Origin of the sequence: Paraconexibacter antarcticus, assembly GCF_024220175.1 — a bacterium.
Lineage (GTDB): Bacteria > Actinomycetota > Thermoleophilia > Solirubrobacterales > Solirubrobacteraceae > Paraconexibacter > Paraconexibacter antarcticus.
On record NZ_CP098502.1, the window covers coordinates 5069790 to 5084426 of the forward strand.

A 14637-nucleotide genomic window follows, 5' to 3' on the forward strand; every position below is an offset into this window, starting at 1 on the left:
GCCCCATGACCGACCACATCCCGCGCATCCTCCTGGCCGACGACGAGCAGTCGATCCAGACGCTGCTCAGTTACCCGCTGCAGAAGGACGGCTACGAGGTCGTGCAGGCGTCCGACGGGAGCGAGGCGCTGGCCCGGTTCGAGGAGCAGCCGTTCGACCTCGTCGTGCTCGACGTGATGATGCCGCGCATCGACGGGCTCGAGGTCTGCCGGCGCCTGCGGGCCAAGAGCCAGGTCCCGATCATCATGCTCACGGCCAAGGCCGAGGAGATCGACAAGGTCCTCGGCCTCGAGCTCGGCGCTGACGACTACATCACCAAGCCGTTCTCGATGCGGGAGTTCCGCTCGCGGGTGAAGGCGACGCTGCGGCGGTCCGCGATGACGCGCGACGGCGGGCCCGCGGAGGAGGAGCGGGGGGCGCTCGAGGTCCACGAGCTGCGGATCGACCTCGACAAGCGCAGCGTGCGGGTGCGCGGCGACGAGGTCCGCACGACGTTCGTGGAGTTCGAGATCCTCACGACGCTCGCCCAGTCACCGGGCCGCGTCTTCTCCCGCGACATGCTGCTCACGCGGATCTGGGGGGACAGCGCCTACCGCGACCCGCGCACGATCGACGTCCACATCCGGCACCTGCGCGAGAAGCTCGAGCGCGACCCGAAGGACCCCGAGTACCTCTTCACCGTGCGCGGGGTCGGCTACCACTTCCGCGACCGCGCCCCGCGCTGAGGCGCGGCGGGGGCGACGGACGTGGCCGGGGCCGTGCAGTGGGAGTCGCTGCGGCTGCGGTTGTCCCTGCTCTTCGCGGGGATCGCCGTCGCGGGGCTCGGCATCGTCTACGTCGCGGTCGTCCCGGGCCTGCGCGCGAGCCTCGTCGACGACAAGCTCCGCGACCTGCGGGCGGTCGCCGCGCGGTACGCCCCCGAGCTGCAGCAGTCGGTCGGCAGCAGCGTCCCCGCCCCTCGCATCAACCGGCTCGTCTCGCAGATCGCCGACGAGGCCTCCGCGCGGGTGACCGTCCTGCTCGTCGTCTCCGGCACCCAGCTGCAGCTCACCCCGCTGTACGACTCCTTCAGCGATCGCGACCTCTCGGGCCTCGACTTTCCGGCCGCGACGCTCGCGGTCCGCACCCGCCGCGTCCGGACGGGGACCGAGGCGAGCGACACGGGGCGGGTCGGCGAGGTCGCGATCCCGCTCATCTCCGCCCGCGACGACGGGTCGCCGACGGTCGGCAACGTCGTCGTGTTCTCCGCCCCGGTGCGCGACGCGGAGCGTGCGGTGAGCGTCGTGGCCGGGCGGGTGCTCGCCGCGGCGGGCGTCGCGCTCGCCCTCGCGCTGCTCGCGGGCAGCCTCGTCGCCCGGGCCCTGACCCGGCGCGTCGCGCGGCTCGAGCGCGTCGCGGAGTCCGTCGCGTCCGGGGACTTCACGACCGCGTTCCCCGTCGACCGCGACGACGAGCTCGGCCGCCTCGCGGCGACGCTCGAGGACATGCGGGGGCAGCTTGCCGAGCTCGACAACGCGCGCAAGCGGTTCATCGCGACCGCCTCGCACGAGCTGCGCACGCCGATCTTCTCGCTCGGCGGCTTCCTCGAGCTCATCCAGGACGAGGACCTCGACCCCGAGACGCGCGAGCGCTTCCTCACCCAGGTCCGCCTCCAGGTCGACCGGCTCGGCAAGCTCGCCACCGACCTGCTCGACCTCTCCAAGCTCGAGGCCGGTTCGCTCGAGCTGCGCCCCGAGCTGAGCGACATCGGGCTCGTCGCGCAGGCGGTCGCGAGCGAGTTCGAGCCACGCCTCGCCGCGCACGACTCGCACCTCGAGCTGCGCCTACCGGGGGGCCGTCTGCGGACGGTGTGCGACCCTGAACGCGTGGGACAGGTGCTGCGTATCCTCATCGACAACGCGCTGACCCACACCCCGCACGGCACCGACATGGTCGTCAGCGCCTCTCGCCGGGACGGCACGATCCACCTCGGTGTCGCCGATTTCGGGCCGGGGATCCCCCGCACGATGCTGCCCAACATCTTCGAGCCGTTCTTCACCACCGACGACGCCCAGGGCTCCGGCCTCGGGCTCGCGATCGCGCACGAGCTGGCCGAGCGCATGGACGGCGACCTCGTCGCCGAGAGCCGCCCCGGCCGCACGACCTTCACCCTCGAGCTGCCGGCGTGACCGCCGGTCCCGCCGCACGCCCCCTGTCCCTGGAGCCTCCTGCATGACCACCCCCCTGTCCCGTCCGGCGGCCGCCGCCGCCGCGATCGCCGCGTCCGCCGCCCTCCTCGCCGCCGGCTGCGGCGGGTCGAAGACGACGACCGTCACGGCGCCCGCCGCCGCGGCACCCGCCGCCGACGCCCCGACCACCAAGGCCGAGGCCATCACCGGCAGCGCGTCGTTCTCCCCCGAGGCGATCTACAAGCGCGAGTCGCCCGGCGTCGTGACGATCATCAGCGCCGGGCTGAAGGGCACCACCGCCGGCAAGAACTCGGGCGGCCTGGGGTCCGGCTTCGTCATCTCCTCCAGCGGCGAGGTCGCGACGAACGCGCACGTCGTCACCACCGGCGAGGGCGGCGCGATCCGCGAGGCCGCCCGCGTCTACGTGAAGTTCGACGACGGCAACGAGGTGAGCGCGAAGGTCGTCGGCTTCGACCCGTTCGCCGATGTCGCGCTCCTGAAGATCGATCCGTCCGGCCTGGACCTCAAGCCGCTGCCGCTCGGGTCCACGAAGGGCGTGAAGGTCGGCGCGCCGGTCGCCGCGATCGGCTCCCCCTTCGGCGAGGAGCAGTCGCTGTCGATCGGGGTGATCTCCGCGACGGGCCGCTCGATCGACTCGCTCACCGGCTTCTCGACGTCCGGCGCGATCCAGACCGACGCCGCGATCAACCACGGCAACTCGGGCGGCCCGCTGCTCGACGCGCACGGCGCCGTGCTCGGCATCAACTCGCAGATCCAGACCGAGAGCGGCGACGGGACCGGCGTCGGCTTCGCGGTGCCCGTCGACGCGGTGAAGCACTCGCTCGACCAGCTGCGCAGGACCGGCAAGGTGAGCTACGCCTACCTCGGCGTGTCGAGCCGCGCGCTCTACCCGCAGGTCGCCGAGCACTTCAAGCTGCCGGTGAGCAGCGGCGTGTGGGTGCAGACGGTCCCGAAGAACGGGCCGGCCGCCGCCGCGGGCATCCGGGCGGGCACGAAGGAGGAGAAGTTCCAGGAGCTGCCGTGGATCCCCGGCGGCGACATCATCGTCGGCGTCGACGGCACGCCCGTGAAGAAGGACGACGACCTCGCCGCGGCGCTCGTCCCCTACAAGGCGGGCGACACGATCACGCTGAAGATCTACCGCGACGGCAAGCCGATGGACGTCAAGGTGAAGCTCGGCGAGCGCCCGCTCACGACCCCGCCCAGCGGCTGATGTGACGGTCTTGACACCGCGCGGCACCGCGCGGTGTCGCCCGCAGAACGCCGGGTACTCTTGGGGCCTATGACCGACCCTGGCGAACGGAAGCCGCTCGTCCTCGTCTCCAACCGCGGCCCCGTGACCTTCCAGGACGACGGGTCGGTCGTCCGCGGCACCGGCGGTCTCGTCACCGCGCTCACCGGCCTGGCCTCGCACCGGCCGGTGACCTGGATCGCCTCCGCGATGACGCCGATGGACGCGATCCGCGCCCGCGAGGCGAACGGCCCCATCACCGTCCGCTCCCCCGTCGGCGGCGAGTACCAGGTGCGCTACGTCGCGTCCGACCCGGACGCCTACGAGCGCTTCTACAGCGTCTTCGCCAATCCGATGCTGTGGTTCATCCAGCACTACCTGTGGGACCTGTCGAACGCGCCGGACGTCCGCTCGAACGAGATCGCCGCCTTCGAGTACGGCTACCAGGTCGTCAACGAGGACCTCGCGCGCGCCGTCGTCGAGGAGATCGAGGGCGTCGAGGACCCCGTCGTGATGGTCCACGACTACCACCTCTACACGCTTCCGGCGATGGTCCGCGCGGCGCGGCCGGACGTCTTCCTCAGCCACTTCGTGCACATCCCGTGGACCCAGTCGGACGCCTGGCGCGTCCTGCCGCAGCGCACGCGCGACACGCTCTACGAGGGCCTGCTCGCGAACGACATCATCGGCTTCCACACGACGTCCTACCGCAACAACTTCCTCCAGTGCTGCCGCGACCTCATGCACCTGGAGGTCGACTTCGACGACGGGCTCGTCCACTTCCAGGGGCGGGACGTGTGGGTCCGCGTCTACCCGCTGCCGATCGACGCCGGCGCCACCCGGCAGATCTCCCGCACCGCGCGCGTGAAGGAGTTCGAGACCGAACTGCTGCGCCGCCGCCGTGACCACCTCATCCTTCGCGTCGACCGCGCCGACCTGTCGAAGAACGTGCTGCGTGGCTTCAGCGCCTTCGACCTCTTCCTCGACCAGCACCCGGAGTTCCGCGAGCGGGTGACGTTCATCGCCCAGCTCATGCCGTCCCGGACCGACGTGCCCGAGTACGCGGAGTACCTCGAGAAGATCGAGGCGCTCGTCGCCGTCGTGAACCACCGCCACGGGACGCCCGACTGGATGCCGATCCAGCTGAAGCTCCGCGACGACCTCGACGAGGCGATGGCGGCCTACAAGAACTACGACGTCCTCCTCGTCAACGCGATGTTCGACGGCATGAACCTCGTCGCGAAGGAGGGGCCGCTCGTCAACGAGCACGGCGGGGTCTCGATCCTCTCGGAGAACACGGGCGCGCACGAGGAGCTCGGCGAGTACGCGATCAGCGTCAACCCGTTCGACATCCAGGAGCTCGCCACGTCGATCCACCAGGCGCTGACGATGGGCGTGGACGAGCGCGAGCGGCGCCTCGCGGGCCTGAAGCGGATCGTCACCGCGCGCAACCCGGGCGACTGGATCGACGACCAGCTGGAGGACATCCGGGCGAAGGGCGCGGGGGGATAGCACCGGTGGCCTAGCGTCCGAAGTCGCCGCCGGGGGGGCCGAACTCGCGGGCGGGGTGGCGGGACGGCACGGGCGCGGCGGCCGGGGGCGGCGGGGTGGTCGCGGGCGGCGGCACAGCCACGCCCACGCGGGAGGCCGTCCATTTCCCCCGATCAGGGTCGGGGGAAATGGACGGCGTTCCCGGTGCTGACGGCCGCTTCGCGGGCCGGCGCTCCGGACGCGGGCGGCGGCGGGCCGGACGCGGGCGGCGGCGGGCCGGACGGCGCTCCGCCCGCACCGCCGCCGAGCGAGCGGGAGGCCGCGCCGCCGTACCGGCCGGCGCCGCCGCGTCCCCCCCGGGGCCGGGCGCGAGCACGACCCGGCCCACCGGGCCGCGGACGACGGGGACCGCGCCCGCGGCGGGCACGGCGACCGGAGGAGAGGAGAGACGCGGCCACGCGAGCACGAGAAGGCCGAGCGCCGCGACCGCGCCCACGCGCGCGACGTTGCGCCAGCGGATGCGGCGGGTGAGGACGAGCAGGGCGGAGGGGTCCATCTCCCCTACTAGGGCCGGGACGCGGAACCTCGCCCCCCCTTGCTACCGTTGCTGGCCGCTATGGCCAAGAACTCCCCGACCTACGACCTGATGCTGCTCCTCGACACGGCGATCGACGCCGAGGCTCGCACCAAGATCCTCGCCGACGCCTCCGAGCACATCAAGAAGCACGGCGAGATCGTGAGCGAGCACGACTGGGGCACGCGCCAGACGACCTACGAGGTCGGCAAGAACAAGACGGACGCCGAGTACCACCTCATCCAGTTCCACGGCACGCCGGAGCTCCTCGCGACGCTCCAGCGCACGCTGCGGATCACCGATGGCGTGAACCGCTTCCGCATCATCAAGCTCGCCAACGGCGTCGGCGCCCCGCCCGACCTGAAGGCCACGCCCGTCGCCGTCTCGGCCCCCGCCGAGGAGCAGCGCGAGCAGGCGCTCTAGGCGCACCGCGCCACCGCCGCCTCGTCGCGGCACCGGACCTCCCGACGGCCGCCCTGCGCGGCCGTCGCCCGTTCCGGGACCGTTTCGCGCCGGACGGCGTGCCGCGCCGGCGGACCGCTGCAAGGCCCCGTGCCGTCGTCGGATGCACCGGACCTGCGACGACCCTGCAACAAAAGCGCGGAGATTGCGGGTGATCGGGGCCTGCGGGGGGCGAGCCCTCCGGCCCCGACCCTAGACTCGACGACAGCCTTCATCGACAGGAACCCTCCCGAAAGGAGCGACGGCACCATGGCCGCTTCGAACATCAACCGGGTCGTTTTGACCGGCAACCTCACCGCCGACCCCGATCTGCGCGCGCTGCAGAGCGGCATGGCCGTCTGCAAGCTCCGCCTGGCCGTGAACACGCGCCGCAAGGACGGCGCCTCCGGCGAGTGGGTCGACAAGCCCAACTACTTCGACGTCACCGTCTGGGGCAAGCAGGGCGAGAACTGCGCCAACTACCTCTCCAAGGGCCGGCCCGTCGCGGTCGACGGCCGCCTGGAGTGGCGTGAGTGGCAGGACAAGGACGGCAACAAGCGCCAGTCGGTCGACATCATCGCCGACACCGTCCAGTTCCTCGCGGGCGGCCGCGACGACAACGGCGGCGGCTACGCCGGCGGCCAGGCCGGCGGCTTCCAGGGCCGCTCCGACGTCCCGGCCGACACGAGCGACTTCGCCCCGGCTCCGGCCGCGGTGCCCGCCGGGGGCCACACGGCGGACGACGACATCCCGTTCTAGCCGTCTCGGCCCAGGGGGCCGAAACGGCCGGAGGTATGGCCCAGGGGCCATACCTCCACGGTCGCGGGTCGACACCCGACCGCTTGCGGACCCCTCCGGGGGTCCGTCCTCGTTCGTGGCCGTCCGGCGGGCCTGGTAGCCCGGAAGGCCCCTTGCCGGGCGGACCTGCCACAATGAGGGTTCGCGCGCGCCCCCGGCGCGCGCTCTCGCCGTCCGGCCCTCGGGCCGTCGCGCGGCACTGAACTGTCTTAGAAGAACTTCCAAGAGGACGTCACGACGTGGCCAAGCAGCGCAACGCGGGCAAGACCGCCCGCCGCAAGGACAAGAAGGGTGGGATGGGCAGCGGTCGCCGCAAGCCCTGCCTGTTCTGCAAGGACAAGGTCGAGCAGGTCGACTACAAGGACATCGCGACGCTGAGCAAGTTCGTCTCGGAGCGCGGCAAGATCCGGTCCCGTCGCCTCACCGGCGCCTGCCGCCGTCACCAGAACCAGGTCGCGGTCGCCGTCAAGCGCGCCCGTGAGCTCGCGCTCCTCCCCTACGTGAACGACTCCGGCAAGGACGACCGTGAGACCACGGGCCGTGGCCGGCGCGACGACCGGGGCCGGTAGCCATGCCTGAAGCGATCCTCCTGCAGGACGTCAACGGGGTCGGGGTCAAGGGCTCCGTCGTCGACGTGTCCAAGGGCTACCTGCGCAACTTCCTCATCCCGCGCAAGCTCGCCGCCCCTGCGACCAAGGGCCTCCTCGCCCAGGCGCAGGCCGCGACCGCCACGATCGAGAAGGCCCGTGCCGCCGCGGTCGCCAAGGCGACCGAGCAGGCCGACCTGCTCAACAAGACCGTCCTGACGCTCGCCGCCACGGCCGGCGAGGACGGCCGCCTGTTCGGCTCGATCACGAACCAGGACATCGCGGACGGCATCAAGGAGGCCCGCGGCATCGAGGTCGACAAGCGCAAGATCCACCTCGAGGACCCGATCAAGAACGTCGGCACCTACTCGGTGATCGTCGAGATCGACGCCGGCGTCACCGCGACCGTCAAGACGATCGTCACCGAGGGCAACTGGTGATCTGAGTCGCACCACAGCTGCAGCAGGACCGACGGGACCCCACGGGGTCCCGTCGTCGTCCCCGGCGCTCGCGCGCGCCGGACGCCCGCGCCCCTCGAGTGACAGCTGACGCAGACCTGTCGTGCCTCAGCTGTCAGTCGGCGCGGCCGCCTCGCCCGCAGGGTGTCACTTCTTCGTGCGAACCCCGCATCGAGCGAGAAACGACGCATGCGTGCCGTCCGCCCCGCCGCTAGCGTCAGGGACCGATGAGCAGCTACCCCTCCAGCGACCGCCGGCCCGAGAACTCGAACGTCGTCACCGGGATCGCGCCGCCGCACTCGATCGAGGCCGAGGAGTCGGTCCTCGGCGCGATCCTCCTGTCCGACAAGCCGATGTACCAGTTCGTCGTCGCGGACAACCTGAAGCCGATCGACTTCTACCGCGAGAAGCACCGCCTCATCTTCGAGACGATGCTCGACCTCTGGAGCACGAGCGAGCCGATCGACGTGCTGACGGTGAAGGAGCACCTGCGCTCACGCGGCAAGCTCGAGGACGCAGGCGGCGAGGCGGCCATCGACGGCCTCACCGGCGCGGTCCCCGCCGTCGGCGCGCTGCGCCGCTACGCGCAGATCGTCAAGGAGCACGCCCTCCTGCGGAACGTCCTCACGACGACGTACGAGATCCAGGCGGCGGTCCACTCGCACGAGCTCGCACCACGCGACATCGTCGAGCTCGCGGAGCGGTCGATCCTCGAGGTCGCCCACGACGACCACGCGAAGGACTTCCGCGCCATCGGCGACGTGCTCGTCACCGAGGTGCAGAAGCTCGAGGAGCTCTCGAAGTCAGGCACGACGCTCACCGGCACGCCGACCGGCTTCGACGACCTCGACGCGATCACCGGCGGGCTGCAGCCGGGCTCGCTCGTCATCATCGCCGCGCGCCCCGGCATGGGAAAGTCGTGCCTCGTCACGAACATCGCCGAGAACGCGGCCATCGACCACAAGAAGCCGGTCCTCCTGTTCAGCCTCGAGATGTCCGAGTCCGAGCTCGCGGGCCGCTTCCTCGCGAGCCAGGCCCGGGTGAAGGGCGACGACCTGCGCAAGGGCCGCGTGAAGGAGGCCGCCTGGAAGCGGATCTTCGACGCCGCCGGCAAGCTCACGGACGCGCCGCTGTACGTCGACGACTCGAGCGACATCTCGATGCTGGAGATCCGCGCGAAGGCCCGGCGCATGCACAGCCAGCACGGCTCGCTCGGCCTCGTGATCATCGACTACCTCCAGCTGCTGCGGCCGGACGGGCGCACCGAGAGCCGCGTCGAGCAGATCGGCCAGATGTCGCGTGGCATGAAGATCCTCGCCGGCGAGCTGCAGTGCCCGGTCATCGCGCTGTCGCAGCTCAACCGCGGGGTCGAGCAGCGGGCCGACCGGCGCCCGATGCTCTCCGACCTCCGCGAGTCCGGGTCGATCGAGCAGGACGCCGACATCGTCATGTTCATCTACCGCGACGAGTACTACAACCCGGAGTCCGACGACCAGGGCCTCGCCGAGCTGCTGCTCGCGAAGAACCGCGCCGGCTCGCTCGACACGGTGAAGCTCTCCTTCCAGGGCGAGTACCCGAAGTTCATGTCGTACGTCGGCGAGGAGACCTACTGATGGCGTCCGCCGCCACGCGCACCGGCGAGCACTGGACGTGCCCGTACGAGCTCTGCGACGGGTCGGGCATCGCGATCGACGAGGAGCGCGGCGTCGCGAAGGACTGCCGCTGCCGCCCGGCCCGCCAGCGGGCGATGCGCGTCTCCGGGCTGCGCAGCTCGATCCCGCGCAAGTACCGCGACGTCTCCTTCGACCGCGCGCCGATGCCGTCGATCGCGGCGGCGGCGCCCGCCCAGGTGCGTGCGGTCCGCGCCTACATCCGCGATCTCGCGGAGAACGTCCGCACCGGCCGCGGGCTGTGGCTCTACGGCACGGTCGGCACCGGCAAGACGACGCTCGCGATGCTCGTCTCCAAGGCAGCGCTCGACGCCGGCCACTCGGTCGCGATCTACTCGCTGCCGCGGCTGCTCGCCGAGATCCGCACGACGTACGACGACGCGAGCGGCGACACGTACACGGCGCTGCTCGACCGCCTCGCCGAGGTCGATCTCCTCCACATCGACGACGTCGGCACCGAGAAGACGAGCGAGTGGGTGCTCGAGCAGCTGTACTCGATCATCAACGCCCGCTACGAGGAGGAGCGCGCCGTCATCATCACGACGAACCTCGAGCGCGACGACCTCGCCACGCAGATCCACGAGCGGACCGTCTCGCGCCTGGAGGAGATGTGCGAGGTGCTCCCGCTGTACGGCTCCGACGCCCGCCGGCAGCGCTACGACGGGCCGCAGCGCGACATCGCGTAGCCCCCGCACCGCGACGACCGCCAGCCACCGCCTAGACTCCGCCACCGTATGCCAGGGATCGTGATCGTCGGCGCCCAGTGGGGCGATGAGGGCAAGGGCAAGGTCGTCGACCTCCTCGCCGCGCAGGCGGACGCGATCGTCCGCTTCCAGGGGGGCAACAACGCCGGCCACACGATCGTCCGCGACGGCGAGACGTTCAAGTTCCACCTCGTCCCGAGCGGCATCCTCTACCCGGGCCTGAACTGCATCATCGGCAACGGCGTCGTCGTCGACCCGTCGGTGCTGCTCACCGAGCTCGACGGGCTGCGCCGCGGCGGCGTCGACGTCGACGGCCTGAAGATCAGCGCCAACGCGCACATCATCATGCCGTACCACATCGCCCTCGATCACTCGGGCGAGGCGAAGCTCGGCAAGGCCGAGATCGGCACGACGAAGCGCGGCATCGGCCCGTGCTACGCGGACAAGGCGGCCCGCCTCGGCATTCGCGTGCAGGACATGCTCGACGAGAAGATCCTCAAGAAGAAGATCATGGCCGCGCTCGCGCCGAAGGCGCTCATGCTGCGCCCGTTCGAGCGCGACCCCGAATGGGGCCCGAAGCTCGACCTGCAGCAGATGGCGGACGACCTGCTCGCCTACGGCCACCGCCTCGAGCAGCACATCGCCGACACCGGCACGATCGCCTGGAACGCGCTCCAGGACGGCAAGCTCGTCGTGTTCGAGGGCGCCCAGGCCGCGCTACTCGACATCGACCACGGGACCTATCCCTTCGTCACCTCCTCGAACCCGACCGCCGGCGCCGCGTGCACCGGCTCGGGCGTCGGCCCGCGCGCGATCGACGAGGTCTGGGGCATCGCGAAGGCGTACTGCACCCGCGTCGGCGCCGGCCCCTTCCCGACGGAGCTGCACGACGAGGTCGGCGCCCGCATGCGCGAGGCCGGTCACGAGTACGGCACGACGACCGGTCGTCCGCGCCGCTGCGGCTGGTTCGACGCCGTCGGGCTGCGCTACGCCGCGCGCATCAACACGATGAGCGCCCTGGCGATCACGAAGCTCGACGTCCTCACCGGCTTCGACCGCATCAAGGTCGCCACGCGCTACCGCTCCTCCGACGACGAGGACGCGACGACGTTCGACACCTTCCCGTACCACCAGACCGTGCTGCACCACTCGCTCGGCGAGTACGAGGAGCTGCCCGGCTGGAGCGAGGACCTCACCGAGTGCCGCACGTGGTCGGACCTCCCGACCGCCGCCCGCGAGTACCTCGACTACATCGCCGAGGTCTCCGGGGTACCGGTCGTCCTCGCCGGCGTCGGTCCCGGCCGCGAGCAGATCGTCTGGGCCGACGGCGCCGCCGAGGCGACGGCCTTCTCGCCCGCCGCCTCGTAGGCCGCGCGGCCGCGACCGCGCGGCCGCTACCCGAGCAGCTCGCCCTCGGGCACCTCGCGCACCCGGCGGGCGGGGACGCCCATGACGACGCTCCGCGGGGGGACGTCGTTCGTCACGACCGCGCCGGCGGCGACGAACGCCTCCGAGCCGATCTCGACCCCGGGCACGAGGACCGCGCCGCCGCCGATCCGGCAGCCGCGCCGCAGCGTCGGGCCGCGGAGCTCCTGCTCGGGGCCGGGACGCCCGATCGTGTCGTCGTTCGTCGTCATCGCGCACGGGCCGACGAAGACGTCGTCCTCGACGACGCTGAAGGCCGTGAGGTAGACCTGCGACTGGATCCGCACCCGCGAGCCGATCGTCACGTCGTTGTCGATGCCGGTGCCGCGGCCGATGACCGTGTCCGCCCCGACCGTCGCCCGCTCGCGGACGTAGGACTGGTCCCCGATGATCGTCCGGGCGCCGATCGTCGCCCCGGCGAAGATGATCGCCTGCGCGCAGATCCGGGCGCCCGCCTCGATCGTCAGCGGGACGAAGGGCGCGCCGGCGGCCTTCGCGAGCGCGGCGCTCCGCGGGTGGAGGGCCGGGGACTTGCCGAGGATGGCGCCGTCCTGGACGACGACGTCGTCCCCGATGACGGTGCCCTCGTGGACGACGACGTTCGCCCCGAAGACGACGCCCGATCCGATCCGGGCCGTCGGGTGCAGGTGCAGTCCAGGTGCGTCGGCGGTCATGGGCCCTGAGTCTATGGGCGCGGCCCGGGCCGACGGCCCGTCGTCGCGTAGAGTGCGGACCGTGGTGAGCCAGCCGACACCCCCCGCGCTCCACGGCGCGGTGCTCGGCCTCGGGATGATCGGCCGCCACCACGCGCGCCTCCTGCAGAGCACCGCTCCGCGGGTCGCCTTCGCCGGCGCGGTCGACCCCGGCGGGGACCGCCACGGCGTCGTCCGCGACCCCGCCCGCCTGCACGCGACCATCCCGGAGCTGCTCGCGGCCGGCCCCGTCGACTTCGCGATCGTCGCCGTCCCGACCGAGGAGCACCTCCCCGCCGTCCGCGAGCTCGCCGCCGCCGGCGTCCACGTCCTCGTCGAGAAGCCGCTCGCGGCGACCGAGGCCGACGCCCTTGCCCTCATCCACGCCGTCGAGTCCGCGAGCCTGCACGGCGCCGTCGGCCACGTCGAGCGCTGCAACCCCGCGCTGCTCGAGCTGCGCCGCCGCCTGAACGCCGACGAGATCGGGCAGGTCTACGCGATCGCGACCGAGCGCATCGGGCCGTTCCCCGACCGCATCCGGGACGTCGGCGTCGTGAAGGACCTCGCGACGCACGACCTCGACCTCGTCCGCTGGCTCGGCGGCGCGCCCGTGACCCAGGTCGCCGCCCAGACCCAGCACCGGATGGGCCGCGCCCACGAGGACCTCGTCCTCGCGACCGGGAGGCTCGCGAGCGACGTGTCGTTCAACTGCATCGTCGACTGGCTGTCGCCGACGAAGGTCCGCCGCACCCGGGTCCTCGGCGAGCGCGGGATGTTCGTCGCCGACACGCTGAACGCCGACCTGACGTTCTACGCGAACGCCGCGATGCCGATCGAGTGGGACGCCGCCCAGCAGGCCCGCGGCGTGAGCGAGGGCGACATGACGCGCTTCGCGCTCGCCCGGCGCGAGCCGCTGCTCGTCGAGCACGAGGCGTTCTGCGACGTCCTGCAGGGCATCGAGGGCGACGGGGTGGCCGTGACGCTCCGGGAGGGCCTGGAGACCGTCCGCTGCGCCGAGGCCGTCCTGCGGAGCGCCGCCACCGGCACGACCCAGTCGCTCGCCTGATGCGCGCCGTCGTCGTCGCGCTCGGGAAGATCGGCCTGCCGCTCGCCGCGCAGCTCGCGCGCCAGGGCCACGAGGTCATCGGCTGCGACATCGACGAGCGGGTCGTCGACCTCGTGAACGCCGGCCGCGAGCCGTTCCCCGGGGAAGCCGAGCTCGCCGACGTGCTCGCGGACGTCGTCCCCCGCGGCCTCCTGCGGGCCACGACCGACACCGCGGCGGCGGTCGCGACCGGGCCGGATCTCCTCATCGCCGTGCCGCCGCTCGTGGTCGACACGGAGGCCCGCCCGGACTGGTCGATCCTCGACGCCGTCGTCGCCGACATCGCGCGCGGCCTCACGACGGGCCACGACGCCCGCGACATGGGCGAGCCCGTCATGACCCTCGCCGTCGAGACGACGCTCCCGGTGGGCACGACGCGCACGCGGATCGCCCCGGCGCTCGAGGCGGGCAGCGGCCTGGTGTCCGGCAGCGGCTTCCACCTCGTCTTCAGCCCCGAGCGGGTCTTCAGCGGGCGGATCTTCCGGGACCTCGCCACGTACCCGAAGCTCGTCGGCGGCCTCGACCCGGCCGGCGAGGCGCGTGGCGTCCACCTGTACGAGCAGTTCCTCCCCGGCGTCGAGGTCCGCTCGATGGGCGGCGCGGAGGCGGCCGAGCTCACGAAGCTCGTCGAGACGACCTACCGCGACGTGAACATCGCGCTCGCGAACGAGTTCGCCCGCCACGCCGACGCCCTCGGCCTCGACGTGCAGCGGGTCATCGACGCCGCCAACTCGCAGCCGTTCAGCCACGTGCACCGCCCCGGCGTCGCCGTCGGCGGCCACTGCATCCCCGTCTACCCGCGCTTCTACCTCGCCGGGGACCCGGACGCGCGCCTGCCGGCCGTCTCCCGCGCGGTGAACGAGTCGATGCCGGCGTACGCGGTCTCGCTGCTCGCCGACGAGCTGCCCGAGGGCGGCCGCGTCCTCATCCTCGGCGTCGCCTACCGCGGCGGGGTGAAGGAGACGGCGTTCTCCGGCGCCTTCGGCGTGCGCGACGAGCTGCTCGCCCGCGGGATGCACCCGGTCGCGGCCGATCCGCTGTACGACGCGGCGGAGCTAGAGGCCCTCGGTTTCGAGCCGTGGCTGCCCGGGACGCCGGTCGACGCTGCCGTCCTCCAGGCCGACCACGCCGAGTACGCGGCGCTCGGCCCGGACGACCTGCCGGGCCTGCGGGTGCTCGTCGACGGCCGCGGAACCGTCGACCGCGCGCCGTTCGTCGCCGCCGGCGTCGCCGTCCGGCGCATCGGCCGGCCGTAGCGCGCGTCCTCCCGCC

At 72.3% G+C, this 14637-nt stretch carries 14 protein-coding genes; 13 read left to right on the top strand and 1 reads right to left on the bottom strand.

All coding sequences use genetic code 11. The annotated features are described in order from the left end of the window. Positions 1–5: 5 nt before the first annotated feature. The 11 genes from NBH00_RS24845 to NBH00_RS24895 all read left to right on the top strand — a co-directional run bounded on the left by NBH00_RS24845 (position 6) and on the right by NBH00_RS24895 (position 11511). Complete coding sequence (locus tag NBH00_RS24845; protein ID WP_254571253.1) at positions 6–725, top strand: response regulator transcription factor; 720 nt, start codon at positions 6–8, stop codon at positions 723–725. 21 nt (positions 726–746) lie between these two features. Next, entirely contained in the window at positions 747–2168 is a 1422-nt protein-coding gene (locus NBH00_RS24850) for a sensor histidine kinase (RefSeq protein WP_254571254.1), read from the top strand. Between the two features lie 43 nt (positions 2169–2211). Next, positions 2212–3402, top strand: a complete 1191-nt coding sequence (locus tag NBH00_RS24855; protein WP_254571255.1) for a S1C family serine protease — start codon at positions 2212–2214, stop codon at positions 3400–3402. A gap of 69 nt (positions 3403–3471) precedes the next feature. Beyond that, positions 3472–4932: an alpha,alpha-trehalose-phosphate synthase (UDP-forming) gene (locus NBH00_RS24860; RefSeq protein ID WP_254571256.1), complete on the top strand. Its 1461-nt coding sequence runs from the start codon at positions 3472–3474 to the stop codon at positions 4930–4932. A 595-nt stretch (positions 4933–5527) separates the two neighbouring features. Then, complete coding sequence (rpsF, locus tag NBH00_RS24865; protein ID WP_254571257.1) at positions 5528–5908, top strand: 30S ribosomal protein S6; 381 nt, start codon at positions 5528–5530, stop codon at positions 5906–5908. A gap of 288 nt (positions 5909–6196) precedes the next feature. Next, on the top strand, positions 6197–6685 hold the full coding sequence (locus NBH00_RS24870) for a single-stranded DNA-binding protein (RefSeq protein WP_254571258.1): 489 nt from the start codon (positions 6197–6199) through the stop codon (positions 6683–6685). A gap of 278 nt (positions 6686–6963) precedes the next feature. After that, entirely contained in the window at positions 6964–7293 is a 330-nt protein-coding gene (gene rpsR, locus NBH00_RS24875; RefSeq protein ID WP_437126600.1) for a 30S ribosomal protein S18, read from the top strand. Positions 7294–7295: 2 nt separating this feature from the next. After that, the gene (gene rplI, locus NBH00_RS24880) at positions 7296–7751 is read left to right on the top strand and encodes a 50S ribosomal protein L9 (RefSeq protein WP_254571259.1); all 456 of its coding nucleotides are present in this window, start codon (positions 7296–7298) and stop codon (positions 7749–7751) included. A gap of 245 nt (positions 7752–7996) precedes the next feature. After that, positions 7997–9382, top strand: a complete 1386-nt coding sequence (gene dnaB, locus NBH00_RS24885) for a replicative DNA helicase (protein WP_254571260.1) — start codon at positions 7997–7999, stop codon at positions 9380–9382. After that, entirely contained in the window at positions 9382–10125 is a 744-nt protein-coding gene (locus tag NBH00_RS24890) for an ATP-binding protein (RefSeq protein ID WP_254571261.1), read from the top strand. The genes dnaB and NBH00_RS24890 overlap by 1 nt, the downstream gene beginning before the upstream one ends. Before the next feature lie 48 nt (positions 10126–10173). Further along, positions 10174–11511, top strand: a complete 1338-nt coding sequence (locus NBH00_RS24895; RefSeq protein WP_254571262.1) for an adenylosuccinate synthase — start codon at positions 10174–10176, stop codon at positions 11509–11511. 26 nt (positions 11512–11537) lie between these two features. On the opposite strand, the gene NBH00_RS25360 is transcribed toward NBH00_RS24895, so the two are convergent. Continuing rightward, positions 11538–12242 carry an acyltransferase gene (locus tag NBH00_RS25360; protein ID WP_302182671.1) on the bottom strand — a complete coding sequence of 235 codons (705 nt, stop codon included), beginning with the start codon at positions 12240–12242 and terminating at the stop codon, positions 11538–11540. A gap of 64 nt (positions 12243–12306) precedes the next feature. Between NBH00_RS25360 and NBH00_RS24910 the strand changes: the two genes are divergently transcribed. Beyond that, positions 12307–13326, top strand: coding sequence for a Gfo/Idh/MocA family protein (locus NBH00_RS24910; RefSeq protein WP_254571263.1), 1020 nt, complete (start codon positions 12307–12309; stop codon positions 13324–13326). After that, positions 13326–14621: a nucleotide sugar dehydrogenase gene (locus NBH00_RS24915; RefSeq protein WP_254571264.1), complete on the top strand. Its 1296-nt coding sequence runs from the start codon at positions 13326–13328 to the stop codon at positions 14619–14621. Before NBH00_RS24910 ends, NBH00_RS24915 begins: the two co-directional genes overlap by 1 nt. Positions 14622–14637: the final 16 nt, after the last annotated feature.

Bases quoted from the DNA above. Each gene is read 5' to 3' on its own strand.
- NBH00_RS24845 (WP_254571253.1), top strand. From the start codon at position 6: ATGACCGACCACATCCCGCGCATCCTCCTGGCCGACGACGAGCAGTCG.
- NBH00_RS24855 (WP_254571255.1), top strand. From the start codon at position 2,212: ATGACCACCCCCCTGTCCCGTCCGGCGGCCGCCGCCGCCGCGATCGCC.
- NBH00_RS24860 (WP_254571256.1), top strand. From the start codon at position 3,472: ATGACCGACCCTGGCGAACGGAAGCCGCTCGTCCTCGTCTCCAACCGC.
- rpsF (WP_254571257.1), top strand. From the start codon at position 5,528: ATGGCCAAGAACTCCCCGACCTACGACCTGATGCTGCTCCTCGACACG.
- NBH00_RS24870 (WP_254571258.1), top strand. From the start codon at position 6,197: ATGGCCGCTTCGAACATCAACCGGGTCGTTTTGACCGGCAACCTCACC.
- rplI (WP_254571259.1), top strand. From the start codon at position 7,296: ATGCCTGAAGCGATCCTCCTGCAGGACGTCAACGGGGTCGGGGTCAAG.
- dnaB (WP_254571260.1), top strand. From the start codon at position 7,997: ATGAGCAGCTACCCCTCCAGCGACCGCCGGCCCGAGAACTCGAACGTC.
- NBH00_RS24890 (WP_254571261.1), top strand. From the start codon at position 9,382: ATGGCGTCCGCCGCCACGCGCACCGGCGAGCACTGGACGTGCCCGTAC.
- NBH00_RS24895 (WP_254571262.1), top strand. From the start codon at position 10,174: ATGCCAGGGATCGTGATCGTCGGCGCCCAGTGGGGCGATGAGGGCAAG.
- NBH00_RS25360 (WP_302182671.1), bottom strand. From the start codon at position 12,242: ATGACCGCCGACGCACCTGGACTGCACCTGCACCCGACGGCCCGGATC.
- NBH00_RS24915 (WP_254571264.1), top strand. From the start codon at position 13,326: ATGCGCGCCGTCGTCGTCGCGCTCGGGAAGATCGGCCTGCCGCTCGCC.